At 73.0% G+C, this 21,671-nt stretch carries 27 protein-coding genes and 2 pseudogenes; 12 read left to right on the top strand and 17 right to left on the bottom strand.

Annotated features, from left to right (window positions below; genetic code table 11):
* Positions 1-145: 145 nt before the first annotated feature.
* The 3 genes from O4J56_RS04265 to O4J56_RS04275 all read right to left on the bottom strand — a co-directional run bounded on the left by O4J56_RS04265 (position 146) and on the right by O4J56_RS04275 (position 2,273).
* A complete protein-coding gene (locus O4J56_RS04265; RefSeq protein WP_270683750.1) occupies positions 146-601 on the bottom strand; it encodes an SRPBCC domain-containing protein in 456 nt (151 codons plus the stop codon).
* A 143-nt stretch (positions 602-744) separates the two neighbouring features.
* On the bottom strand, positions 745-939 hold the full coding sequence (locus O4J56_RS04270) for an AzlD domain-containing protein (RefSeq protein WP_270683751.1): 195 nt from the start codon (positions 937-939) through the stop codon (positions 745-747).
* Positions 940-968: 29 nt separating this feature from the next.
* On the bottom strand, positions 969-2,273 hold the full coding sequence (locus tag O4J56_RS04275; RefSeq protein ID WP_270683752.1) for an RNA-guided endonuclease InsQ/TnpB family protein: 1,305 nt from the start codon (positions 2,271-2,273) through the stop codon (positions 969-971).
* A gap of 42 nt (positions 2,274-2,315) precedes the next feature.
* Between O4J56_RS04275 and tnpA the strand changes: the two genes are divergently transcribed.
* Positions 2,316-2,783: an IS200/IS605 family transposase gene (gene tnpA / locus O4J56_RS04280; protein ID WP_270683753.1), complete on the top strand. Its 468-nt coding sequence runs from the start codon at positions 2,316-2,318 to the stop codon at positions 2,781-2,783.
* On the opposite strand, the gene O4J56_RS04285 is transcribed toward tnpA, so the two are convergent.
* From O4J56_RS04285 to O4J56_RS04295, 3 genes and pseudogenes are all read right to left on the bottom strand, one after another.
* Complete coding sequence (locus tag O4J56_RS04285) at positions 2,769-2,957, bottom strand: VOC family protein (RefSeq protein ID WP_270683783.1); 189 nt, start codon at positions 2,955-2,957, stop codon at positions 2,769-2,771. The two genes, tnpA and O4J56_RS04285, sit on opposite strands and share 15 nt — an antisense overlap.
* 37 nt (positions 2,958-2,994) lie before the next feature.
* Positions 2,995-3,123 (bottom strand): annotated as a pseudogene (locus tag O4J56_RS04290) (VOC family protein); the annotation flags it as partial.
* Between the two features lie 178 nt (positions 3,124-3,301).
* Entirely contained in the window at positions 3,302-4,504 is a 1,203-nt protein-coding gene (locus tag O4J56_RS04295; protein ID WP_270683754.1) for a macrolide family glycosyltransferase, read from the bottom strand.
* Positions 4,505-4,831: 327 nt separating this feature from the next.
* On the opposite strand from O4J56_RS04295, the gene O4J56_RS04300 reads away from it, so the two are divergent.
* Complete coding sequence (locus tag O4J56_RS04300; RefSeq protein WP_270683755.1) at positions 4,832-5,089, top strand: Clp protease N-terminal domain-containing protein; 258 nt, start codon at positions 4,832-4,834, stop codon at positions 5,087-5,089.
* Here the strand turns inward: O4J56_RS04300 and O4J56_RS04305 are convergent.
* Positions 5,025-5,573, bottom strand: a complete 549-nt coding sequence (locus O4J56_RS04305; protein WP_270683756.1) for an HIT family protein — start codon at positions 5,571-5,573, stop codon at positions 5,025-5,027. The two genes, O4J56_RS04300 and O4J56_RS04305, sit on opposite strands and share 65 nt — an antisense overlap.
* Positions 5,570-6,079 carry a methylated-DNA--[protein]-cysteine S-methyltransferase gene (locus O4J56_RS04310; RefSeq protein WP_270683757.1) on the bottom strand — a complete coding sequence of 170 codons (510 nt, stop codon included), beginning with the start codon at positions 6,077-6,079 and terminating at the stop codon, positions 5,570-5,572. The genes O4J56_RS04305 and O4J56_RS04310 overlap by 4 nt, the downstream gene beginning before the upstream one ends.
* 156 nt (positions 6,080-6,235) lie before the next feature.
* Here O4J56_RS04310 and O4J56_RS04315 point away from each other — a divergent pair, with 156 nt between their 5' ends.
* On the top strand, positions 6,236-6,874 hold the full coding sequence (locus tag O4J56_RS04315) for a pyridoxamine 5'-phosphate oxidase family protein (RefSeq protein ID WP_270683758.1): 639 nt from the start codon (positions 6,236-6,238) through the stop codon (positions 6,872-6,874).
* Positions 6,875-6,911: 37 nt separating this feature from the next.
* Here the strand turns inward: O4J56_RS04315 and O4J56_RS04320 are convergent, their stop codons facing one another.
* On the bottom strand, positions 6,912-7,199 hold the full coding sequence (locus O4J56_RS04320) for a helix-turn-helix domain-containing protein (RefSeq protein WP_270683759.1): 288 nt from the start codon (positions 7,197-7,199) through the stop codon (positions 6,912-6,914).
* An 87-nt stretch (positions 7,200-7,286) separates the two neighbouring features.
* Between O4J56_RS04320 and map the strand changes: the two genes are divergently transcribed.
* Positions 7,287-8,054, top strand: coding sequence for a type I methionyl aminopeptidase (map, locus tag O4J56_RS04325; RefSeq protein ID WP_270683760.1), 768 nt, complete (start codon positions 7,287-7,289; stop codon positions 8,052-8,054).
* A gap of 32 nt (positions 8,055-8,086) precedes the next feature.
* Here map and O4J56_RS04330 read toward each other — a convergent pair whose 3' ends face one another.
* The gene (locus O4J56_RS04330) at positions 8,087-8,554 is read right to left on the bottom strand and encodes a GbsR/MarR family transcriptional regulator (protein WP_270683761.1); all 468 of its coding nucleotides are present in this window, start codon (positions 8,552-8,554) and stop codon (positions 8,087-8,089) included.
* 118 nt (positions 8,555-8,672) lie between these two features.
* Here O4J56_RS04330 and O4J56_RS04335 point away from each other — a divergent pair, with 118 nt between their 5' ends.
* Entirely contained in the window at positions 8,673-9,314 is a 642-nt protein-coding gene (locus O4J56_RS04335; protein WP_270683762.1) for a TetR/AcrR family transcriptional regulator, read from the top strand.
* 39 nt (positions 9,315-9,353) lie between these two features.
* Here the strand turns inward: O4J56_RS04335 and O4J56_RS04340 are convergent, their stop codons facing one another.
* Complete coding sequence (locus O4J56_RS04340; protein ID WP_270683763.1) at positions 9,354-10,034, bottom strand: hypothetical protein; 681 nt, start codon at positions 10,032-10,034, stop codon at positions 9,354-9,356.
* Between the two features lie 497 nt (positions 10,035-10,531).
* Here O4J56_RS04340 and O4J56_RS04345 point away from each other — a divergent pair, with 497 nt between their 5' ends.
* The 3 genes from O4J56_RS04345 (at position 10,532) to O4J56_RS04355 (ending at position 13,742) form a co-directional block, all read left to right on the top strand.
* Positions 10,532-11,701, top strand: a complete 1,170-nt coding sequence (locus O4J56_RS04345) for an acyltransferase family protein (RefSeq protein ID WP_270683764.1) — start codon at positions 10,532-10,534, stop codon at positions 11,699-11,701.
* A 35-nt stretch (positions 11,702-11,736) separates the two neighbouring features.
* Complete coding sequence (locus O4J56_RS04350; RefSeq protein WP_270683765.1) at positions 11,737-12,519, top strand: SDR family NAD(P)-dependent oxidoreductase; 783 nt, start codon at positions 11,737-11,739, stop codon at positions 12,517-12,519.
* 80 nt (positions 12,520-12,599) lie between these two features.
* Positions 12,600-13,742 carry an NAD(P)/FAD-dependent oxidoreductase gene (locus O4J56_RS04355; protein WP_270683766.1) on the top strand — a complete coding sequence of 381 codons (1,143 nt, stop codon included), beginning with the start codon at positions 12,600-12,602 and terminating at the stop codon, positions 13,740-13,742.
* 14 nt (positions 13,743-13,756) lie between these two features.
* Here O4J56_RS04355 and O4J56_RS04360 read toward each other — a convergent pair whose 3' ends face one another.
* Entirely contained in the window at positions 13,757-14,668 is a 912-nt protein-coding gene (locus O4J56_RS04360; protein WP_270683767.1) for a dioxygenase family protein, read from the bottom strand.
* Positions 14,669-14,852: 184 nt separating this feature from the next.
* Between O4J56_RS04360 and O4J56_RS04365 the strand changes: the two genes are divergently transcribed.
* Both O4J56_RS04365 and O4J56_RS04370 read left to right on the top strand, forming a co-directional pair.
* Entirely contained in the window at positions 14,853-15,392 is a 540-nt protein-coding gene (locus tag O4J56_RS04365; RefSeq protein WP_270683768.1) for a MarR family winged helix-turn-helix transcriptional regulator, read from the top strand.
* A gap of 143 nt (positions 15,393-15,535) precedes the next feature.
* Positions 15,536-16,003 carry a DUF1801 domain-containing protein gene (locus O4J56_RS04370; RefSeq protein WP_270683769.1) on the top strand — a complete coding sequence of 156 codons (468 nt, stop codon included), beginning with the start codon at positions 15,536-15,538 and terminating at the stop codon, positions 16,001-16,003.
* Between the two features lie 108 nt (positions 16,004-16,111).
* Here the strand turns inward: O4J56_RS04370 and O4J56_RS04375 are convergent, their stop codons facing one another.
* Positions 16,112-16,801, bottom strand: a complete 690-nt coding sequence (locus O4J56_RS04375; RefSeq protein WP_270683770.1) for a hypothetical protein — start codon at positions 16,799-16,801, stop codon at positions 16,112-16,114.
* 167 nt (positions 16,802-16,968) lie between these two features.
* Between O4J56_RS04375 and O4J56_RS04380 the strand changes: the two genes are divergently transcribed.
* On the top strand, positions 16,969-17,625 hold the full coding sequence (locus tag O4J56_RS04380) for a maleylpyruvate isomerase N-terminal domain-containing protein (protein ID WP_270683771.1): 657 nt from the start codon (positions 16,969-16,971) through the stop codon (positions 17,623-17,625).
* Between the two features lie 118 nt (positions 17,626-17,743).
* On the opposite strand, the gene O4J56_RS04385 is transcribed toward O4J56_RS04380, so the two are convergent.
* Positions 17,744-18,250 (bottom strand): methyltransferase family protein, encoded by a 507-nt coding sequence (locus tag O4J56_RS04385; protein ID WP_270683772.1) that lies wholly within the window; start codon positions 18,248-18,250, stop codon positions 17,744-17,746.
* 83 nt (positions 18,251-18,333) lie between these two features.
* Positions 18,334-19,158 carry a TetR/AcrR family transcriptional regulator gene (locus O4J56_RS04390; protein WP_270683773.1) on the bottom strand — a complete coding sequence of 275 codons (825 nt, stop codon included), beginning with the start codon at positions 19,156-19,158 and terminating at the stop codon, positions 18,334-18,336.
* A gap of 156 nt (positions 19,159-19,314) precedes the next feature.
* Here O4J56_RS04390 and O4J56_RS04395 point away from each other — a divergent pair, with 156 nt between their 5' ends.
* A complete protein-coding gene (locus O4J56_RS04395; RefSeq protein WP_270683774.1) occupies positions 19,315-19,671 on the top strand; it encodes a VOC family protein in 357 nt (118 codons plus the stop codon).
* Positions 19,672-19,946: 275 nt separating this feature from the next.
* Here the strand turns inward: O4J56_RS04395 and O4J56_RS04400 are convergent.
* Positions 19,947-20,657, bottom strand: a pseudogene (locus O4J56_RS04400) (aminoglycoside phosphotransferase family protein); the annotation flags it as partial.
* Between the two features lie 58 nt (positions 20,658-20,715).
* Entirely contained in the window at positions 20,716-21,594 is an 879-nt protein-coding gene (locus O4J56_RS04405) for a helix-turn-helix transcriptional regulator (protein WP_270683775.1), read from the bottom strand.
* Positions 21,595-21,671: the final 77 nt, after the last annotated feature.

The raw sequence follows: 21,671 nt of genomic DNA on the forward strand, positions 1-21,671 counted from the left end.
GCGCCGGAACCGACACCGACACCGACACGGCCGGGTACGCCGACGGCTGCGTGGTCACCATGCCCACCCGCGCGCTGGACTTCGGTTACCTGCCCCGGACCCGGTCCGTCGGCGTGCACGTCAAGCCGTGGGGGCGGCGCGCACCTCAGGTGTGCCGGTCGGCCTCCGCCGCCTCCTTCAGCAGGGCCAGGCCGACCCTCCACGCGCGCGCGTTCTCCTCGGCGTGGTCGTGCCGGACCCCGTCAGGCCCCTGCAACGCGCCGAAGCCGCCCTCGCGCAGCTCCACGCGCGTCCCGCCGCCCTCCTCCGGGCGCAGCCTCAGCTCCACGCGGGTGCTGCGGCCCGGCTCGGGCGGCACATCCGGCTCCAGGGACCACCGGAAGGCGAAGACCTCGCCGGGGTCGGCGCGCTCCACCACGCCCCGGTAGGTGCCGTGCTCCTTCCAGGTGAAGGCGGTGGGGCCGCCCGGCACCGGGTCGAGCTCGGCGCCGTCGAAGGCGAACCAGCGGCGCAGCCCGTCGGCGGAGGTCACCAGGCGCCACACGCTCTTGGGCGGCGCATCGACGGTCACGCTGCAGGAGATCTCGTCCACGGTACCCACGTGCCCCTCCTCGGCCTGCTGCACTGCGGGCCGGCCCTTCACCGGGCCACGCCCGCATCCGACGGTATTCTCCGTCGCCCCCGGCCGCCGAGGAGGCGCGCTGTGGCGGCGCGCGGACGCCGCCTGCGCGGGTGGACGGCGCCTCAGAACACCAGCGCCAGCAGGGCGACGTACACCGCCGTCCCCGCGAAAGTGCTGGTCACGGCGTTGCGCAGCCACAGGTGCAGCCCGACGGTCACGGCCAGGGCCAGCACGGTGGGCACGAGCGAGGAGGCCGCGCCCCAGTCCGCCCCGCGCAGGGTGTAGGCGGCGAGGATCACCATCACCCCCAGGGGCATGGCCGTGTCCAGTTGACATCCTCTCCCGCCTAAAGGCGGGAGAATCCAGCCAACGGGCCATGCCCGCCGCTGGTGGTTGACGCTTCGTCGCCCGGGTCCCCCCGAAGGCTCCACGTCCTGGCACCCGCAATATCCTGGGGCGCTTCCCGCTTTGCCGCGTGTCCGATGTTGCGCGCGGCATTGGTGTCTGCGTTCTCGGCGTGCCCGCATCCGGGAGCCTTGCACACGAACCGGTCTTGTGACTCCCGGCTGCCCGGGGTGATGAACCCGCATACCGAGCAACGGCGCGAGGTATCGGGGGCGGGCACCTTGACCAGGTGGCCGCCCCGGTCGGACAGCTTGTACTCCAGCAGGGTGACCGTTCGCCCCCACGCCTCTTTGCTGATCGACCGGTTCAATCCGGCCTTCTGACGGACGCTGGTACCCGGGCTGTCCAAGGTCCCTTTGGCCGACCTGGTCATGTTGGTGATGTTCAGGCGTTCCACCCCGATCACGCCGAAGGTCTCGGCGAGTGCGGTGGTGGTCTTGTGCTGCCAATCCAGGGCGCGTCGCTTGGCTCTCGCGCGCACACCTGCGATCTGGCCATAGGTCCGCTTGAGCCGGTTTGAGGTCGTCTCTCCCGGCTCGCGGGAACGCCGCTGGCGTTCCTTCTTCTTCTCCAACCGGCGCAGGCGCTCCGTCTCACCCCGGCTCAGCCAGGGAACGTGTTCGCGGAAGCTGCCGTCTGAGAGCGCCAGCGGTTCGGCGATTCCCCGGTCGATACCGACCCCTGGGCCGACATGCGGGGCCGGTTCCTTCACCTCGGTGCGCACGCGGAACACCACATGCCACCCGCCGGCCTCTTTCACCAGTCGGGCACCGGTCACCCTGTTCTCCACGTCGGCGTGCTTGCCGACCGGGAGGTCTTTGGTCCACCGGAACCGGATCACACCGGCCTTGGGAACCTTCACCACGCCCCATCGGCGGCTGATCCTCCTGATGCCGAGGTCGCGCCCCTGGGGGACGTCGATGGCCATCCGGGAGCGGGACCGCGCCTTGAACGTCGGTTCCTCGGCGCGTCCTTCCCAGCAGTTCACCCATGCCCGGAAGTACGTCTTCAGCACCGCTTGGGCAGCTTGGGCTGGAAGGTCGGACAACCAGCCGATGTCCTTGCGGGCCTGGCGGATGGCCGTGTCGGCGTCCTTCAGCGATACCCGCCGGTTCTCGTTGGCCATGGTCCACCAGTCGTGGAGGAGGTTCCACATGGCACGCGACGCATGCCCCTGGCCTTCCAGCGCCGATAGCTGGTCGGGGCCGGGGTACAGACGCGCCTTGTGGCCGCGTTCGCGCTTCACGTGCCACCTCCCCATGTCCAAGGCGCATCGTAGCATTGGTTCATGTCACCGCGATGGGAACAGAGCCCCGACGTACGCCGGGGTGCGCACGTTGCCTACAACCTTCACGCTCACTTGGTTTTCGTCACGAAGTACCGGCGGGAGGTGTTCACGCCCGAGATGCTGACGCGCTGCGAGGAGATCATGCGCGACGTGTGCACCGACTTCGGTGCAGAGCTGAAGCGGTTCAACGGCGAGCGCGACCACGTCCACCTCCTGGTGCACTACCCGCCGAAGATTGCCCTTTCGAAGCTGGTGAACAGCTTGAAGGGTGTTAGCTCTCGTTATCTTCGGCGGGAGTTCACCTGCCAGGTGAACCGCAACATCATGCACGGGAGGTTCTGGTCGGGGTCGTACTTCGCGGGATCGTGCGGTGGTGCTCCGCTGGCCGTGGTCAAGCGCTACATCCAGCAGCAGCAGCGCCCCGGGCCGGTTACGGGAGGGTGGTGGGGCGATTCACCTACCGGCTGAAGCCGGTAGCACTCTCGCGACACATAGGTAGGTGCCCCAGGGCTCGGTCACCGGTTCGGTGACGGTCGCCCCGCGCTCGCGCAGCTCGCGGGCGGTGGCCGCGGCGTCGTCGCAGGCCAGGGTGAGGTAGGCGCCTTGACCGGGGGAGCGGTTGAACTCCGAGGCGGTGTGCACGGTGATGCGCGTGCCCCCCGCCGGGCGGGGCGATCTCGATCCAGCGGGCGCCCGGCCACATCTCCGCGTCCTTGACGGTGTGAAACCCCAGGACGCGGGTGTAGAAGTCGACCGTGGCGGCCTGGTCGCGCACGTACAGCACGGCGAGGTCGATCGTGGTGATCATCGGCGCCTCCGTTGCCCACGGACCGCCCCTGACCGCGGTCCCGCCCGGGGCCACCGTAACCGGGAGCGCCGACGGCGCCCGGCAGCCGGAGCCGCCGGGCGCGTCGCGGAGCGAAAGGGGGCGGGGCGGCACCGGGGGACGGACCCCGGCGCCGCCCCGTGCGGTCGGACGCGCGCGGTCAGCCGCGCCGGCCGTACTGGTCGGCCTCCGCCTCGGCCTCGATGAGGTCGGCGGCGACGCGGGTGCCGCCCTGCGTCTCCAGCTCGGCGCGGATCCCGCGCAGCCGGGCGGCCACCTCCTCGGAGGAGGTCAGCTCCTCCAGGGCCGACCGCAGCGCGTCGGCGGTGGCGTCCTCGGTGTCGATGCGCCGCGCCACGCCCTGGGCCTGCAGGGTGTCGGCGTTGCCGAACTGGTCGGCGAACTGCGGCACCGCGATCATCGGCACACCGCAGACCAGCCCCTCGCTGGAGCCGCCCATCCCCGCGTGCGTGACGAACGCCGAGGCCTGCCGCAGGATGGCCAGCTGCGGCACCCACGAGCGCACCTCGATGTTGTCCGGGACCTCGCCCAGCTCCTCGGGACGCACCTTCTGGCCGATCTGCAGGACGACGTGCCAGTCGGGCAGACCGCCGAAGGCGGCGACGCACTTCCGGTAGAAGCCCGGCAGCTCGGTGAAGGCGCTGCCCATGGACACCAGCAGGATGCGCTTGCCCTCCGCGCCGGGCGGCGGGCTCCACTCGCCCTGCTCGGCCCGCTCGCCCACGCAGGGGCCGACGAAGGAGACGACGCCGGGGTCGACCGTGTCGGCGAAGGGCTGCATGGCGCGGGGGATGAGGGCCAGCGCGCGGCGCGGTTTCCCGGCGAAGTCGCCGCTGTCCGTCTCGACCCCCTGCTCGGCGAGCCAGGCGTCGAAGCGCTCCAGGTACTCCTCGGCCCCGGGCAGGGCCTTGACCTGCTCCCCGACCGTCTCCTCGTAGCCCTTCCAGGCCACATAGGTGGGGGAGAGCTGGACGATGGGCACGCCCCAGTTCTCGGCGAGCACGCGGGCCGGGTAGCCCGCGATGTCGTAGAGGAACACGTCGGGGCGGTCGTCCTCGTAGGCGGCGCGGATGGCCGCCATGTTCGCCTTGGCGTCGTCGAGGAAGAGCTCCGAGGCGGCGATGGGGTCCTCGGGCCAGGAGTGGTCGTCGACCGGGAGGGTGCTGGTGTAGGGGACCAGCTCGGCGCCCGCCCCGGTGACCAGCTCCTCCATGCGCGGGTCGTTGGCGTAGGTGACGCGGTGGCCGCGCCGGGCGAGCTCGCGGACGACCTCCAGGCTCGGGATGACGTGGCTGATGGCCGGGATGCCGACCATGGCGATGTGAAGGCGCTTGCGGTGCACGGGTACTCCAATGCAGGTCTACGACTGATCGGTCGCGTCCGGGGTCCCGGCGGTCTGCGGGCATGCCGAGGGCACGGCCGGGAGGCCGGACATACGGGATGGGAATGGCTCCGGAAGAGGCCCGGAAGGGGCGGCGTGGGGCGCCCCGCGTCAGGCGGCTTCGCGATCAGCCGTAGATCTGCAAGTGCATGGCCCGACCATAGCGGCCCGGCGGGCGGCAGTGCACGTGGTTTTTCCGGGGCGGCACGAGGGCGGAGTGAAGCGCGAGGGCACCAAGAGGGCACCGAGGCGACCGTAGGCGGGGCGCGCGGTGCCTAGCGTGGCCCCATGAGCGACACCGCATTCACACCGAGGCTCCAGCAGGCCGTCGCACGGGCGCGCCGGATCGCCGCGGAGCACGGTGTCACCGACGATGCAGGGCGGCCGGTGGTCGGGACCGAGCACCTGTTCCTCGCCATCCTCGACGACGGGTACGCGGTCCCGACCCAGGCGCTGGAGGAGCGCCACAACGTGGAGTCCCTCAAGGAGGCGGTGCTCCGGGTGATGCGGACCCCGGAGTACCGGGGGCGTACGCCTCCTGCGTGATCACCGTCAGGGCGGTGGTCAGCGCGCTACGCAGCCCATCGTGCTGCGGCCCGAGGGCGTGCTCGGTGGAGAGGCGCTCGGCGCCGTAGAGCCACACGGGGCCCTTCCTGCGGTGGTCCGGCTCCCAGAAGTAGCGGGCGTGCACGTGTCCGTGCAGGTGGTGCAGGGAGTTGCCGAGCACCTCGTAGTTGGCCCGGGAGAAGGCGGGGTCGCGCTCCCCGCAGACCTGTTCGACCGCCTCCCCCAGCAGCGCCAAGTCGAACATGAACTCCGCGCGCTCGGCGCGCGGCAGGTCGGTGAGGTGGTCGGCGGCGCCGTCGTGGAGGAGGACGCAGTACCCCGGCAGGTGCTGGGTGTCGCCGATCGCCGCCCACCCGGTGCGCATGCGCAGCAGGACGGTGGGGTTGAGTCCCCGCCGGGCGGCCCCTACGCGGTCGTCGCGCCAGTCGGCCGGGGCGTCGTGCCCGGCCCGGTGTGGGGTCACTGCGTGCCTTGTTCCAGGTCGAGCAGGAAGCGCTTGCGGTCGGTCCCCCACGCGTAGCCCGTCAGGCTGCCGTTGGCGCCCACCACGCGGTGGCAGGGCACCACGATGGCGATCGGGTTGGCGCCGTTCGCCGAGCCCACCGCGCGGGCCGACGACGGTGCGCGGCCGGTGCGTTCGGCGACTTCGGCGTAGGTGGCGGTGACGCCGTAGGGGATGGCCGCCAGCTCCCTCCACACGCTCTTCTGGAACTCGGTGCCGTGCGGGCTCAGCGGAAGGTCGAAGGCGGTGCGTTCACCCGCGAAGTACTCGCGGAGCTGCCGCTCGGCGTCGGCGAAGGCGCCGGGGTCCTCCTCGCCCAGGTCCGACCGGTGGGTCTCGTCGCTCATGTAGAGGGTGACCAGCGCGCCGTCCTGGGCGACGAGGGTCAGCGGCCCCACCGGGCTGTCGATGAGGGCGTGCACCCGCGCCGCGCGCGCAGTGCCGGTGTCGGTTCGGGTCGTGCTCATGGTGTCGATTCTGCCGTCTGGGGCCTTGGGGGACTGGCGGGAATCGGACAGCAGGGGCGGGCGGGCCGGGCCGCGGCGGCTCAGGGGCACGGTCCTAGGATCGGCGTGGAGTCGGGCGGACGCCCGCCCGCGGATCGTCGACCCGGGAAGGCCGTGATGACCACACCGACGCAGCGGTTCACCGAGATCACATCCCTGGAAGAGCTTCGAGACCTCGTTCCCGAGCCCCTGCCGCACGTGCGCGACAAGGAGCGTCCCGCCCTGCTGGACGTCGACCGGGACTGGCTGGCCGCCTCGCCCTTCTGCCTGGTCGCCACCAGCGACGCGGAGGGCAACTGCGACGTCTCCCCCAAGGGGGACCCACCCGGCTTCGTCAAGGTGCTGGACGACCGCACCGTCGCGATCCCCGAGCGCCCGGGCAACCGGCGGGTCGACGGGTACCGCAACGTCCTGTCCAACCCCCACGTGGGGCTGCTGTCGATCATTCCGGGGCGCGGGGACACGCTGCGCATCAACGGCAGGGCACGCCTGGTGCGGGACGCCCCGTTCTTCGACGAGATGGTCGTCAAGGGGCACCGGCCGCTGCTGGCGCTGGTGGTGGACATCGACACGGTCTTCCACCACTGCGCCAAGGCGTTCCTGCGGTCGCACCTGTGGTCGCCGGAGGCGTGGGAGGAGGCGGGCGGCAAGGTGCCCTCGCGCCCGCGCATCGCCAAGATGGTCGACCGCCCCGACGCGCCCCTGGAGGAGCTGGAGCGCTACTACGGCGAGGAGTACGCCAAGAAGCTGTACTGAACCGCCCGCGCGCACCCCGGGGTGCGGGGCGCCCGGGTCAGGAGGCCTGTAGCCCCCGCCCCTCCTCCGGGGGCGCCTCCTCGGCCGCGGCCAGGGTGGCGGCGAGGTCGTTCATGTCCATCCCCAGCGCCTTGGCCAGCGCGGCGATGGTGAAGAACGCCGGGTTGGGGATGGCCCCGCGCTCGATCTTGCGCAGGGTGTCGATGGAGATCCCGGCGTCGTGCGCGACCTCGGCCGCCGTGCGGGGCGCCCGGGCCGCGCGAAGGATCTGGCCGAGCGCGCGGCCCCGGTCGCGCTGGCCTTCGGTCAGGGGTGTACGGACCATGCCCGAACGATAACCCATTGCGCGTATAGATCGACTGGTATAAAAATACCAGTCGATCTATACGACGTGTTGGACGGAGACACCGCAATGGTCACCATCAAGGGCCCCGAGGAACTGCGGCGCATGCGCGAGGCCGGGCGCGTGGTCGCCCGCGCGCTCGCCGCCGCCCAGGAGGCCGCCCGCCCGGGCACCACACCCAAGGAGCTGGACGAGGCCGCCGCCGGCGTCATCGCGGCCGCGGGCGCGCGCCCCTCCTTCACCGGGTACCGGCCCTCGCCCGCCTACGCGCCCTACCCCGCGGTCCTGTGCGTGTCGGTCAACGACACCGTGGTCCACGGCATCCCCGGGACGACCCCCCTCGAGGAGGGCGACGTCGTGTCCGTCGACTGCGGGGCGATCGTCGACGGCTACCACGGCGACGCCGCCCGCACCTTCACCGTCGGCCCCGGGGATCCCGGGGCGCGGCGCCTCATCGCGGCCACGGAGCGGGCCTACGAGGCCGCGCTGGAGCACATGGTGCCCGGCGCACGCCTGAGCGACCTCTCGCACGCCATCGAGAGCACGGCGCGGGCCGAGGGGTTCGGCGTCCTGGAGGACCAGGGCGGGCACGGCATCGGCACCGAGATGCACGAGGACCCCCACCTCGCCAACACCGGGCGCCCCGGGCGCGGGCCGCGACTGCGCGAGGGCCTGGTGCTGGCGATCGAGCCGCTGCTGACCGAGGGCGGCTCGGACGGGAGCCGCCTGCTGGCCGACGGGTGGTCCATCGCCACGGCCGACGGCTCGCGCGCGGCGCACCACGAGAACACCGTGGCGGTGACGGCCGACGGCCCCTGGGTGCTCACCGCGCCCTGACACCGGCGGGCGCCGGGGCGGGTGCGCGGGCGTCAGCCCTGGGAGTCGCGCTTCTCCCGCCAGCGGTCGAAGAGCAGCGGCAGCTCGTCGAACATGAAGTTGTAGAAGTCGTACATCTCCTGCAGCCGCTCGCGCGCCAGGCTGCCCTCGCCGGTGGCGGCGATCCCCTCCTCGGCCGCGGCCATCATCTTGCGCACGACCTCGTTCTGCCTGCTGTACAGCCGTTCCCAGGCGTCGCGGCGCAGCCGGTGGTGGTCGCGGCGGCTGCCCGGCACGGGCACGCGCTCCAGCATGCCGACGTGGTGCAGCATCTTCAGGGCCCCCGAGACCGATCCCTGGCTGACGTCCAGCTCCTCGGCCAGCTCGCCCAGGGTGAGCGAGGGCTTCTCGGTGAACAGGAACGCCGCCATCACCCGCGCCGACATGCGCTGCATGCCGAAGTCCGAGAGCATCAGGGCGAGCTCTTCGGCCTGACGGCGCTGGTCGTTCTGGGCGGACAAGGCGACCTCCGGTCCGATGGGCGACACCCACCATGGTAGTCGCCTTTCAGAAACTTCCGAAGTCGAGTGGGAACAGCCGGGTGAGCGGCCCGGACCCCGTCTTGCTAGATTCTCGGCCATGCGGTCGGAAACCGAGCCGGGCGGCCAGGAGGCCGCGGGCGAGCAGGACAGGAAGCGCACCTTCATCGAGGAGGCGCGGCGCGCGCAGATCGTGCAGGCGGCGATCGCGGTGATCGCCGAGCACGGGTACGACGCGGCGTCGCTCGCCCGCATCGCCCGGCACGCCGGCATCAGCAAGGGCGTGATCTCCTACCACTTCGCGGGCAAGGACGAGCTGATGCACCAGGTGGTGGTGCACGTCTACACCCGGATCGCCGACCACATGGTGCCGCGGCTGGACGCCGCGCCCGACCCGTCGTCCAAGGTGCGCACCTACGTGCTCGCCGTGGCCGAGTACATGCGCGCGAACCGGGAGCAGCTCATGGCCCTCGGCGGCATCTTCACGGGCGCGCGCAGCCCGGAGGGCGAGCCGGAGTACGGGTTCGCGAGCAACGAGCCCATCTATACGGCCCTGGAGGGGCTGCTCCGGGAAGGCCACGACAGCGGGGACTTCCGGGTGTTCGACCGCAGGGTGATGGCGGTGACGATGCAGGGGGCCATCGACGCGATGTTCGGCTACTGGGCGGCCCACCCCGACCACGACCTGGAGGAGCACGCCCGCGAGCTGGCCGACCTGTTCGACAGGGCGACGCGGGCCTGAGGACGGCGGCGGGGCGGCGGGCGGGCCGCCCCGCCGCCGTCACCGCGCCCACTGCGGGCAGTACTCCACGTGCAGCACTTCCCAGTGCCTCCACCTGTCGTCCGCGTCCCAGTCGTAGATGGGGCGGCACACGTGGTAATTGCAGGCGCCTGGAATGTAATGCCTGGTCGCGGCATGGGGCGGCCCGTCCTTCGCGACGGCGAGGATCTCTTTCGCGCCCTCCCGGAAGGCTTCGCTGCCGCCGGTCAACAGCAGCGTCCCGGCCAGGACCTCCCTGCGGAGGAGGAACCTGCCCGCTTCCTTGGGATCGTCCGGAATGACGCGGTCGGCCCCGGGGGCGGGGACGTCCCGCTCCGGCACACTCGCGGTGCGCAGTTCACGCGGCGCGTTCCCGGCATTGAGGCGCTCCCGGATCCGCTTCCAGCGGGAAGGGCGCAGCTGCACCGTTCGGGGCGCCAGCACGAGGTCGAGCTGCTCCTCGTCCTCCTGGTAGACGCTGGACACGGGCGGGGACGTGCGCATCGGCAGGTAGACCAACGATCGCGGCGACCGGGCCGCGAGCAGCCACAGGGTCGCGATACGCCTGCCGTCCGCCCGGTCCACGTACATCTCGTAATGGCGATGGGTCGTGTAGAGGGCCCCGTTCCGCAACGGCCCGGCCGGGCGGATCACCCGGTATTCCCGACCCGCCAGGCGCACCTTCTGAACCGCGATCTTCACGCGGAGGTCGTCCCGGGTCAGATGCGCCCTTGACGCGGCCATCCCGCCCCTCCCCGCATTCCGCTCCCTTCCGCCGAGGAAACAGGCCCGTTTCCGCTGTTGTGGCACCGGGCCGGAGCCCGGGCCGCCGCCGATCCTAGGGACTCCTCCGCAGCGAGGGCATTCCCATTTTCCAGACCCGAACGGGCGGCCGCCCCGTTTCACCTTCGAGAAGTGGACGCCCCCGTTCCCCCGCCGCATCCGGCCAGGGTGACCACTCGCACACTGCGCGGCCGGCGGCGCCGGCGTCAGGGCTCCCACCCTCGCCGCTGTGACCGTCGTTGCTGGTCTGCGCCTCGCGGAGCGGACGCCCGGAGTGTCCCGCGGCCGCACACCCCGAGTCCCCTGAGGTGTGGTCTCAGGGCGATACCGGATTGCATCCTGTCCGATCGTGCGAGAATCTGGCCAGGCGGCCAAAAAATTGGCTTGTCGTCCATCCGGTGGGAGGAGCCCCCCATATGACCACCCGTCCCGCCCCCGCCCCGCGGCCGGTGTCGACCGCCGGGGACGGGCGGCGCCTGGCCTACATCGACAACCTGCGGATCCTGCTCACCGTGCTCGTGGTCCTGCACCACTGCGCGGTCACCTACGGCAACATCCCCGCCTGGTACCACACCGAGCCCGCCCAAGACCCCACCGGCCGCGCCCTCGACCTGCTCGTCATCCTGAACCAGGCCTTCTTCATGGGGATGTTCTTCCTCATCTCGGGCCTGTTCGTCCCCGGCTCGGCCGACCGCAAGGGCGGCAGGCGCTTCATGCGCGAGCGCCTCGTGCGCCTGGGCGTGCCGCTGCTGCTCTTCGCGCTGTTCCTGCGGCCCCTCACCACGGTGGAGATCTACCAGGAGTACGCCGCCGACGCGCCCTACTGGCTCTTCTACATCTTCTCCTGGGACCCCGGCCCGCTGTGGTTCGTCGAGACGCTGCTCGTGTTCTGCCTGGCCTACGTGCTGATCCGGCGCCTGCGGGGACGCCGGGCGCCCGAAGCGGCCGGCACCGACCGCTCCGGCGCCACGGGAGCGCGCCCGAGCGGCGCCTTCCCCGGGCCCGCCGCCGTCGCCGGGTTCACCGCCGTGCTCATCGCCGCCACCTGGGCCTGGCGCATCATCGTGCCCGTGGGGAGCTTCTGGCCGGTGATCGGCCTGCCGACCCCCTACTTCCTGCCGCAGTACGTGCTCATGTTCGCCGTCGGAGTGCTCGCCTACCGCCGCGGGTGGTTCGCCCGCATCCCCAACGCCGCGGGCTGGAGCGGCCTGGCCATGGCCGCCGCCGGGTGCGCACTGCTCCCGCTGAGCATCGACGCGCCCATGCAGGTCGACCCGCTGAGCCTGCAGGCGCTCGTCGACCCGGTGTACGAGGGCCTCTTCGCGGTGGGCATCATCCTGTCCCTGCTCTGGCTGTTCCAGCGCCTCTTCAACCGCCAGGGCCCCTTCGCCCGCTTCCTGTCCGCCAACGCCTACGCCGTCTACTTCCTGCACGCCCCGGTCCTCGTCGGCATCGCGGTGCTCCTGTCCGGGTGGCAGGCCCCGGCCCTGGCCAAGTTCGCGGCCCTGGGCGCGCTCTCGCTCCCGGTGTGCTGGGCGGCGGCCCAGGCGCTGCGCTCCCTCCCGTACGCCAAGCGCGTCTTCTGACCCCTGCGAGCGACCGACACCGAAGAGAGGAAGGCATGGGCGCCTTCAACGGAAAGACCGTGCTGGTCACCGGCGGCGCGAGCGGCATCGGCGCCGCCACGGTCCGGCGCGCGGCGGCCGACGGCGGCCGGGTGCTGATCGCCGACGTCGCCGAAGAGGCGGGCTCCGCGCTGGCCGCCGAGACCGGGGCGCGGTTCGTGCGCACCGACGTCACGCGGTTCGCCGACATGGAGGCGGCGGTGGCCGCGGCCGTGGAGACCGGCGGCCTGGACGTGCTCCACCTCAACGCAGGGGTGACAGGCCCCAGCGAAGGGCTGGCGGACCAGGGCGTCCCCTTCTCCCTGGAGGCCTATCGCACCGCCGTCGCGGTCAACCTGGACGGTGTGGTCCACGGCGTGCACGCCGCACTGCCGCACATGCGCCGCCGCGAAGGCGCGTCGGTGGTCGTCACCTCCAGCCTCGCCGGGCTGACCGGCACGCCGTACGGGGAGGTCTACGCCGCCACCAAGCACGCCGTCGTCGGCCTCGTGCGCTCGCTGGCGGGGACCTTCCCGGACGACCCGGTCACCTTCAACGCGGTCTGCCCCGGATTCGTGGATACGCCGATGACCGCCGGCATCCAGGACTTCATCGAGCGGATCGGCAAGGCCGACACGGTCATCCCGCCGGAGGCGGTGGCCGACCTGGTCGAGCGGATCGTCGCCGAGCGGGGCGACGGCGAGGCGTGGATCCCGTACAAGGGCGGGGCGGCGCGCTACGGGTTCGCCGACCCGCTGTCCCTCATGGGGGAGAGGCCCCCGGGGGTGGAGGGCCGCTGAGAACGCGTCGGCCGGTGGGGCCTTGGGCCCCACCGGCGGGCTGCCTGGTGCCGGGGGCGCGCGCTTGGCAGGCTTGGCCCATGAGCGTCATCGTGATCGGCGGGGGCATCGTCGGAGCGAGCGCCGCCTACCACCTGGTGCGGCGCGGCGTGTCCACCACCCTGGTCGACGCGGCCCGACCGGGCCAGGCCACCGCGGCCGGAGCCGGGGTCGTCTTCCCCTGGCCGTTCCCGTGGGAGGCCCCGCAGCATCAGGCGTTCGCGCTGCGGGCCGCCGCCCACTACCCGGCCCTCATGCGCGCGCTCGAAGCCGGGGGGCGCGCCACCGGTTACCGGAGGGTGGGCGGGATGTCGGTGGGCACCGACCCCCTCGTCCTCGACCGCGACGCCCAGGTCCTCGCCGACCTGGCCGACCTGCCCGGCTACGAGGGGGTGGGGCGGGTGCGCCGCCTGGAGCGCGGCGAACCCCGGGAGCTGTTCCCCCCTCTTCCCGAAGACTTCGAGGGCGTGCACGTCGAGGGCATGGCGCGCGTCAACGGGGCCATGGTGCGTGACGCCCTGTTCACCGCCGCCGAGGAGCGCGGCCTGCGCTACCTCAAGGGCGCGGCCGAACTCGTGGCCGCAGGCGGCAGGGTGAGCGGGGTGCGCGCGGCGGGGGAGGAGCTGGCGGCCGACGCGGTGGTCATCGCTGCCGGGGCCTGGACCGCCGAGCTGTTGCGCCCCTTCGCCGTGGACGTCCCCGTGTACCCCGTGCGCGGGCAGATCGTGCACACCGCCCTTCCGGGCGCGCACACCCGCGACTGGCCGGTACTGCGCTTCCCCGGCACCGATCAGTACATGCTCGGCATGCCGCCCGACCGGGTGATCCTGTCGGGCACCCGCGAGCCGTGGGCGGGCTTCGACCACCGCGCCACCGTCGACGGCGTCCTGCAGGGGCTGTCCGACGCGGTGTCCGCGGTCCCGGCGCTGGGCGGGGCCACGGTGGTGGAGACACGGGTGGGCTTCCGGCCGGGCAGCCGGGACGACCTGCAGCTGCTCGGGCCGGTCGGGGCGCTGCCGGGCGCGGTGGTGGCCACGGGCCTGGGCGCCAACGGCCTGACGTTCGGCCCCTACCAGGGGGCGGTGGCCGCGACCCTGGCGGTCGGAGAGGAGCCGGAGGCCGACATCTCGGCGTTCCGGCCCGACCGGGTGGCCCCCGACCCGGGGGCCGCGGCGTCCGAGTAGGCCGCCCGCCGGGCTCAGGCGGCCTGGAACGAGCGCCGGGACAGGCCCACCCCGTACCCGTCGAGCGTCGTGGTCACCGGCGCGGCGGGGTCGGTGGCCGCGCCGAGGGTCACGAACAGCGGGGTGAAGTGCTCCACCGTCGGGTGGGCGTAGGGCATGCCCGGGGCGGTGGTGCGGAAGCGGGCGAGCTCGGCGACGTCGCCCCGGGCCAGGGCGTCGGCGGCCCAGGCGTCGAAGTCGGACGACCAGCCGGGCACCAGGTTCTCCTGGAACATCTCCCGGGTCAGGTAGGGCAGGCCGTGGGTCATGTGGCCCGAGCCGACCACCAGCACGCCCTGCTCGCGCAGCGGGCGCAGCCGCCCGCCGATGTCCAGCAGCCGGTCCGGGTCCTCGGTGGGCAGGCTGAGCTGCAGGACCGGGACGTCGGCCTCCGGGTACATGATCTTCAGCGGCACCCACGCCCCGTGGTCCAGGCCGCGCCGGGCGTGCCGGTGCACCTGCTCGGTGTCGGGCATGAGCCCGGCGACCTGTCGGGCGAGGGCTCCGGCGTCGGGGGTGTCGTAGCGGAAGCCGTGGTAGAGCGGGTCGAACCCGGAGAAGTCGTAGACCAGCTCGTCGGGCCGGTCGGCGCTGAGCGACAGCGGCGCGGACTCCCAGTGCGCGGAGACGACCAGGATCGCCTTGGGCCGGGGCAGCGCGCGGGCCCATTCGTGCAGGGGAGCGAGCCATTCGGGGCTCTGGAAGGGCAGCGGCCCTCCGCCGTGGGACAGGTAGAGGCTGGGCAGGGGCCCGTCCTCGGGGGTCCAGGGCCGGTGCGGTTCGGCGTCCTGGAGTTCGGCCGCCCGGCGCAGGTGGGCGGCGAACGGGTGCGCGGCCGGGATGCGGGCGTCGGCGGCGGCGGTCGAGGTGGTGCGGGACGCGGTCATGGGGACTCCTCGAAGGTGCGGCCGCTCGCGGCTGGGCGGTGTGCGGCGTTCCCGCCGCCGACGCGCCCGGGATGCGCGGGGCCGCCGGGGCGGGGGTGCTCGTCTGACAGAATCGGTTGTCGCGACAACCATCATAATGCCCAGCGAACTTGTCGCTACAACCATTCCTCGTGAGGATGTGACCGTGGACACTCCCTGGCTCGACCGGCGCCAGCTGCGCGCATGGATCCGGCTGCGGGCGGTGCTGGAACTGCTCCCCGGCGCACTGGACGCACAGCTCCGCCGCGACTCCGACATCACCGAGTTCGAGTACTTCGTGCTCGCGGTGCTCTCCGAAGCCCCTGAGCGGACCCTGCGCATGACCGAGCTGGCGGCGCGCACCAACGCCACCCTGCCCCGGCTGTCGCACGTGGTGACCCGCATGGAGCGCCGGGAGCTGGTGGAGCGCTTCCCCTGCCCGGAGGACCGGCGGGCCACGAACGCCCGGCTGGCCCGTACCGGATGGGACACCCTGCGCCGGGCCGCGCCCGGGCACGTGGCCACCGTCCGGCACAACGTGATCGACACGCTCACCGACGAACAGGTCGACCAGCTCGCCGACATCGGCGATGCCCTGCTGGCCAGGCTCGACCCGGCGGGGACGATGTCGGCGATCTATACCCGCCACGACAGGCCGGACGGCGAGGAGCCGGACCCCGGGAGGGGGAGCGCCGACGGCGCGTGAAGGCGCCCCGGACCGCCGGGAGCCCTCCGGCGCCGTCGGTGTCGGCGGAGCCGGAGGCGGTCAGGAATCGAGAAGTGCCCGCCGTGTGCCCGCGGCTAGCGTGGGAACACCTTGTCCACGCGACTGACCAGGAGTGACGCACCATGAGTGACGACCCGAAGGGCGCCCCCGGCTTCTCCGAGCAGGAGCGCGCCTCGCTGAAGGCGCGCGCCGAGGAGCTGAAGGCGGAGGCGCGCGGCGGCCGGGGCGCGAAGAAGGCCGCCGCCGACGCGGCCGCGGTCCTGAAGAAGATCGCCGACATGCCCGCCCCCGACGGCGCACTGGCCGCGCGCGTGCACGAGGCCGTCACCACCGCGGCCCCCGACCTGGCGCCGAAGCTGTGGTACGGCCAGCCCGCCTACGCCAGGGACGGCAAGGTGGTGTGCTTCTTCCGCAGCGGGCAGGCGGACAAGGAGCGGTACTCGGCCTTCGGTTTCACCCCCGAGGCCGGCCTGGACGAGGCGGGCGGCATGTGGCCGACCGCCTACGCCCTGACCGATGAGCTCGGCGAAGAGGGCGAGGCGGCCATCCGGGACCTGGTCAAGAAGGCCGTGAGCCGACCGGTCCGGTGACCGTGGCGATGCCGGAGAACGTGCCCGTCAGTGAACGCCCGCTGGACCGCCCTCCCCGTCGTACCAGCACGGCGCGGAGCGGCGCCGGTGGAATCCTCGGCGGCGGAATCAGCACACTTCCCCTGTCATGGTCGTGTCCCAGCGCATGCCGGCGGCCATGTGTTCCAGGTAGCCCGGGTCGCTGACGGTCACCGTGATCTCCACGTAGGGGATCTCGGCGAAGGAGTGGTCCTCCTCCGGCTCCAGCCCTTCCCATACGTCCAGCTCCTCCGGATCTTCCGGCACCGCGGCCTCGGCCAGGTGCGGGGCGTTCCGGTAGGGGCTGATTTCGTAGGCGGTCACGATGGCGGCGGCGCGTTGCGAGAAGTCCTCGGCGTCACCGTGGGTGAATACGGAATAGCCGGGGCGGCCGCCTCCGCTCAGCTCGTACACGTCCTCCGCTTTGCGCCTGGGTTCCAGGACGGTCTCGCCGTCTCCCGCGAGCAGGTAGCCGTCTTCGGTGACCCTGATCTCCTTACCGAGGATGAGTTCGAAGAGATTCGGGAACTCATCTCTCAACCGCATTCCCGTGGTCATCTCCTTGCCCTCCTCCTCGCTGAAGGGGCAGCGCTCTCCGCCCTCATGCTCCTCGTCGTGCCAATACCCGTTGTCCAGCCTCCACCAGGCGTCGACCAGGAGCGACAGGGCGAAGGCGGGCTCTCGCGGCACATAGGGGACGTCGGGGTTGACGACGTGCACCCTCCCCCGGAGGGTCGAGCCTTCGACCGAGTCGACGGACACAGTGAAGATGGTGGTCACGCTGAGGGCGCCCCTTCAGTCGGAAGTGCCGGCCGCACTTCATCACCGTTCGGTCCAGAGAGTAGGCGGCCCCACGGACACTCGTTCCCGGGGCGTACGCGTCCTTGCAGCGATGGTCCGGCGCAATTCGGTTGTCCGCCCGCGCACGGCCCCACTAGCGTGCCGGCGTGGATCTCTTCTCTCACTCGTGGGCCGCGCTGCTCGCCACCGTCGCCGACCTGTCCGACGAGGACTTCGCCCGCCCGTCCGGCTGCGCCGGGTGGCTCGTGCGGGACCTGGTGTGCCACCTGGTCATCGACGCCCAGGACGTCCTGATCACCCTGGCGACCCCGGTCGACGCCGAGCCCACGCACGACGAGGCGACCTACTGGGCCGTCTCCTCCGAACCGCCCGCCGGCGACGACCCGCTCGACGCGCTGACCGTCCGGCTCGCCTCCGCCTATGGGGACCCCGCGCTGCTGAAGTTCCACCTCGACGACGTCGGCTCCGCCGCCGGGCGCGCCGCGCGCCTGGCCGACCCGGAGCAGCCCGTGACCACCCAGGACCAGGTCATCACCGTCGGCGACTACCTGTCCGCCTACGTGATGGAGTGGACTCTGCACCACCTCGACCTGGTCGCCGAGCTTCCGGAGAAGGCCGGGCCGCCGGAGGAGGGCCTCGCGCGGTCCCGTGCGCTGCTGGAGAAGATCGCGGGGGAGGCGTTCCCCGCCTCCTTCTCCGACACCGACGCCCTCCGGGTGGGCACCGGCCGCCGCGCACCGACCGGGGAGGAGCGCTCGGCCCTGGGCCCCCTGGCCGCGCGGCTGCCCTTCGTCATCGGCTGAGGGGTCGGCAGCCCGGCCCCGCCGGGCATGACGGAGGGCCCACCCCGTGCGGGGGTGGGCCCTCCGAGGCCGGATCCCGGCCGACGGGCGTGGCCGGTCCCTGCCCTTCACCCGGCCTTCAGGAGGCCGGGGACCAGGGGGTGAAGCGGGGCAGCCACGCCCGCACGTTCCTGCGGTAGTCGGTGTACTCCTCACCGAAGAGCCGGACCAGCGTCGGCTCCTCGTAGAAGCGGACGAACGACGCGGCGATCGCCCACGCCACCGCCGTGTACACCAGCACCCCCGCGGAGGCGAACAGCAGCGCCTGGCCGATGAGGGCCCCGACGATCGCCACGTACATCGGGTTGCGCACGAACCGGTTGAAGCCGTCGACCACCAGGTGCTGGGTGGGCATCGCGGGGATGGGCGCGCCCCGGGCCCGGGTGAACTCGACGAAGGCGTGGACCAGGACGGCCAGGCCCGCGCAGATCAGAAGTACGCCCACTGCCTGGGCCGGGAGCCACGCCGCCGACGCCTCGGGCAGCCGCCAGCGGGTGATCAGCCAGGGGATGACGCCGGCCACCGTGCCCGGGGCGGCGATGAAGAACAGTGTGCTGCCCACGGCAGCCGCCTTGATGGAACGCATGGCACCTTCTCCGTTCTGTCGTGTCCTTCGTGTCCGTACCGCTCGTCTCGTTCGTCGTCCTGCCGTGCCCGCCGCCCTGCTCCTCAGCCCGCGCTGTCCGTGCCGTCGTCACCGCCGGCCGCGGGCGCCGTGATCGCGCGCAGGCACGCGTCGGCGAGCACTTCGCACGCCTCCTCCAGCGGCGGCAGGGCGGCCTCCTCCCGGGTCTCCAGGGCCGGGCGCAGCATCAGGTGCACCGCCACCGGGCCGAGGATCTGCTGGATCAGCAGCGGCAGGGGCATCGGCACCACGCGTCCGGCGCGGACGTGGGGGAGGAGCAGGCCGCCCAGGGCGGCGAACAGGCGCGGGAAGCCGGCCTTGAACATCGCGCTGCCCGGCCCGTCGGGGCGGGCGGCGGTGTCGGCGAGCAGCGCGGGCATCACCCGGGGGCGCCGCTGGAACGCCTCGGCCAGCGCGGCGTGCAGCGCCCGCACGGTGCCCTCCAGGTCCTCGGGCGGGTCGGCGGCCAGCCGCTCCAGCTCGCGCACCGGCCCGTAGCGGTCGAAGACCGCCGCCAGGAGGCCGTCGCGGCCGTCGACGACGGCGTGCAGGCCGGGCAGCGAGCACTCGGCCGCGTCGGCGACGGCGTCCATGGTCAGCGAGCCCAGCCCGTGCTCGTCGATGATCCGCGCGGCGGCGGTGATCGCCCGTTCGCGCACGGGGGTGCGGGCGCCCGGGTCGACGCCCGCCGCGCGCACGGCCTCGTCGAGCGCGGCCCGGGTGCCGCCCAGGCGCCGCAGCAGCGTGCTGCGGGAGACCCCGGCGGCGGAGGCGATGGCGTTCACCGGCACCGACGCGACGTCGGTGCCGCGCTCCCGGGCGGCGGCGATGGCGGCGTCGACGAACTCCTGTGGAACTCGATCCTTCATGACACCTGATACTAGTCCATATCTAGTGTCGTGTCACGTATCAGCGCGCGATTCCTCCGACGCCCCAGGTGGATCCATACGCGCGCCGGGCGCGCCCGCCCCGCCGCCCGGCCCACACCCCCGGCGCCTGTCGCCGCCCGGGGCTAGCATCGCCGCATGAACCGACACCACCGCATCGACTACATCGAGTTCGGCGTGACCGACCTGCCCGCCGCCAAGCGCTTCTACGAGGCCGCGTTCGGCTGGGAGTTCACCGACTACGGCGACTCCTACGCCGGGATCGCCGGAGCCGGCGGCGGCCCCGAGGCCGGCGGCCTCGCCCGCGTCGACAAGGTCGAACCCGGCGGGCCGCTCGTGATCGTCTACAGCGACGACCTGGACGCCTCGCGCGCGGCCGTCGAGGCCGCCGGGGGCACCGTCACCACCGAGCCGTTCGACTTCCCTGGGGGCCGCCGGTTCCACTTCGCCGACCCCTCCGGGAACGTGCTGGCCGTGTGGACGCAGGCCGACTGACCGCTCCGCCCCTCGGCGGGCCGGCCCACGCGGCGCCGGCGCGGGCGTCCCGCCGTGCGGCCGGAGCCCGGCCGCACGGCGCCTACACCGGGCCGTCCTTCAGAACACGTTCGAGCGCCGCCCGCCCCGCCGGCCCCCACCCGGGCTTGCCCCCCGGGAAGGCCCTGGTCGCCATTGCGCCCCATGAGCAGGAGGAACAGGCCCTTCAGAGCGGCCAGCCCGCGGGCGCGCCGGATCGTCGCCTCGTCCGCCCGGGCGTAGGCGCCGAAGAACGGGGAGGCCGCGCCGGAGGGCAGCACCACCCAGGCGGCCGCGAGGTCCCACGCCGGATCACCGGCGAACATGTCACCGAAGTCGATCACACCCGAGAGCGTCCCCTCCGAGACGACGACGTTCGCGGGATGGAGGTCGCCGTGCACCCAGACGGGCGGTCCCCGCCACTCGGGCGCCGCGACGGCGTCGTCCCAGACGGCTCGGACGCCGTCGGCGAGGTCGTCGGGGACGACGGCGCGGAAGAAGTCGTCGAACCCGTCCGTGTACACCCCGGGGTGGCCGCCGCGGTCCGTGCCGGCCGGCGCGTCTCCGGGCGCCTCCACGTGCAGAGCCCGGAGGAATCCCGCCAGGGCCCCGGCCGCGTGGTCGCCGCGGCCGATGGCGGTGCGGTCCAGCGGTTCGCCGGGGACCCACGTCATGACGGTCCAGGTCATCGGGAAGAGGGCGGACGGTTCACCGGTCCTCACGGGCTCGGGAACCGCGAGCGGCAGGCGCGGCGCCAGGACGGGCAGCCACCGGCGCTCCTTGCGCAGGAGGTCCGGGGCGCCCTCGGTCCGGGGCATGCGCACGGCCAGGCCGTCCCCGAGGCGCCACATCCGGTTGCCCCAGCCGCCCTCCACTTCGCGCAGGGCCAGCCCCGCGAGGTCCGGATGCTGTTCCTCCAGCAGGTCGCGGACCAGGTCCGTGGTGATCTCGATCGGGAAGCGGGTCATGCGGAGCCACGCTACCGGGCCCGCCCTTCACCCCGCCGCCCCCATGGGGACGGGCCCCTCACCGGTCCCGGGCCGTATCCGCCGCGCCGTTCTCCATGCTCCAGCTCGCCAGCAGGCCGAGGGTCCGCTCGGACTCCGACCCCGGCTCGGCGGTGTACACGCACACGGTCTGCCCCTCGTCGGCCGGGAGCGCCAGCGTCTCGTGCTGCAGGGTCAGCGGCCCCACGACCGGGTGCCGGAACCGCTGGGGGCCGTAGGAGCACTGGCCCACCCGGTGCCGGTCCCACCACCCGCCGAACTCGGGCACCTTGGCCATGAACTCGCCCAGCAGCTCGTTGAGCAGCCGGTCGTCCGGGTGGCGTCCGCTGGACAGGCGCAGGTTGGCCACCACCTCCTGGGCGACCTCCTCCCAGTCCTCGTACAGCTCCCGGGCGTCGGCGTCGAGCAGGACGTGCCGGGCCAGGTTCCGCTCCCGGACGGGCAGCGCCTCGAAGTCGGTGATCAGCGCACGCGCCAGGCGGTTGGCCGCCAGCACGTCCTTGCGGTGGTCGACCACGAGGGCGGGGGTGACGCGGTCGAGGACCTCCAGCATCTGGTGGACCTCGGGCCGCACCCGCCGTTCGCTCACGCTCCGGACGCCGGAGCCGGGCCCGTCCGTGCGGGGGCGCGCCAGCTCGAAGAGGTAGTCGCGCTCGACGCCGTCCAGGCACAGCGCGCGGGCGACGGCCGACAGCACCGACTCCGACACGTGCGGGTGCCGCCCCTGTTCGAGCCGGGTGTAGTAGTCCGCGCTCACCCCGGCCAGGTGGGCGACCTCTTCGCGCCGCAGGCCGGGGACCCGGCGCACCCCGCCGCTGGGGAGCGCGCCCGCCTCCTGGGGGCTCAGGCGCGCGCGGCGCGAGCGCAGGAATCCGCCGAGTTCGCTGTTGCCGTCCATGGAGCCCAGTATCACCGCGCGCGCTATCGGGCGGCCCCGCCAGGGTGGCCCAGTCGGACCCAGGTTCGGGCGGGCAG

It is taken from the genome of Nocardiopsis endophytica (assembly GCF_027706725.1).
Classification (GTDB): Bacteria; Actinomycetota; Actinomycetes; order Streptosporangiales; family Streptosporangiaceae; genus Nocardiopsis_A; species Nocardiopsis_A endophytica.

What these genes read in the sequence shown, in the direction of transcription:
- O4J56_RS04270 (WP_270683751.1), bottom strand. Translation starts at nt 939, where the DNA reads ATGCCCCTGGGGGTGATGGTGATCCTCGCCGCCTACACCCTGCGCGGG.
- tnpA (WP_270683753.1), top strand. Translation starts at nt 2,316, where the DNA reads ATGTCACCGCGATGGGAACAGAGCCCCGACGTACGCCGGGGTGCGCAC.
- O4J56_RS04300 (WP_270683755.1), top strand. Translation starts at nt 4,832, where the DNA reads ATGAGCGACACCGCATTCACACCGAGGCTCCAGCAGGCCGTCGCACGG.
- O4J56_RS04310 (WP_270683757.1), bottom strand. Translation starts at nt 6,079, where the DNA reads ATGAGCACGACCCGAACCGACACCGGCACTGCGCGCGCGGCGCGGGTG.
- O4J56_RS04315 (WP_270683758.1), top strand. Translation starts at nt 6,236, where the DNA reads ATGACCACACCGACGCAGCGGTTCACCGAGATCACATCCCTGGAAGAG.
- O4J56_RS04320 (WP_270683759.1), bottom strand. Translation starts at nt 7,199, where the DNA reads ATGGTCCGTACACCCCTGACCGAAGGCCAGCGCGACCGGGGCCGCGCG.
- map (WP_270683760.1), top strand. Translation starts at nt 7,287, where the DNA reads ATGGTCACCATCAAGGGCCCCGAGGAACTGCGGCGCATGCGCGAGGCC.
- O4J56_RS04335 (WP_270683762.1), top strand. Translation starts at nt 8,673, where the DNA reads ATGCGGTCGGAAACCGAGCCGGGCGGCCAGGAGGCCGCGGGCGAGCAG.
- O4J56_RS04345 (WP_270683764.1), top strand. Translation starts at nt 10,532, where the DNA reads ATGACCACCCGTCCCGCCCCCGCCCCGCGGCCGGTGTCGACCGCCGGG.
- O4J56_RS04350 (WP_270683765.1), top strand. Translation starts at nt 11,737, where the DNA reads ATGGGCGCCTTCAACGGAAAGACCGTGCTGGTCACCGGCGGCGCGAGC.
- O4J56_RS04355 (WP_270683766.1), top strand. Translation starts at nt 12,600, where the DNA reads ATGAGCGTCATCGTGATCGGCGGGGGCATCGTCGGAGCGAGCGCCGCC.
- O4J56_RS04360 (WP_270683767.1), bottom strand. Translation starts at nt 14,668, where the DNA reads ATGACCGCGTCCCGCACCACCTCGACCGCCGCCGCCGACGCCCGCATC.
- O4J56_RS04370 (WP_270683769.1), top strand. Translation starts at nt 15,536, where the DNA reads ATGAGTGACGACCCGAAGGGCGCCCCCGGCTTCTCCGAGCAGGAGCGC.
- O4J56_RS04385 (WP_270683772.1), bottom strand. Translation starts at nt 18,250, where the DNA reads ATGCGTTCCATCAAGGCGGCTGCCGTGGGCAGCACACTGTTCTTCATC.
- O4J56_RS04390 (WP_270683773.1), bottom strand. Translation starts at nt 19,158, where the DNA reads ATGAAGGATCGAGTTCCACAGGAGTTCGTCGACGCCGCCATCGCCGCC.
- O4J56_RS04395 (WP_270683774.1), top strand. Translation starts at nt 19,315, where the DNA reads ATGAACCGACACCACCGCATCGACTACATCGAGTTCGGCGTGACCGAC.
- O4J56_RS04405 (WP_270683775.1), bottom strand. Translation starts at nt 21,594, where the DNA reads ATGGACGGCAACAGCGAACTCGGCGGATTCCTGCGCTCGCGCCGCGCG.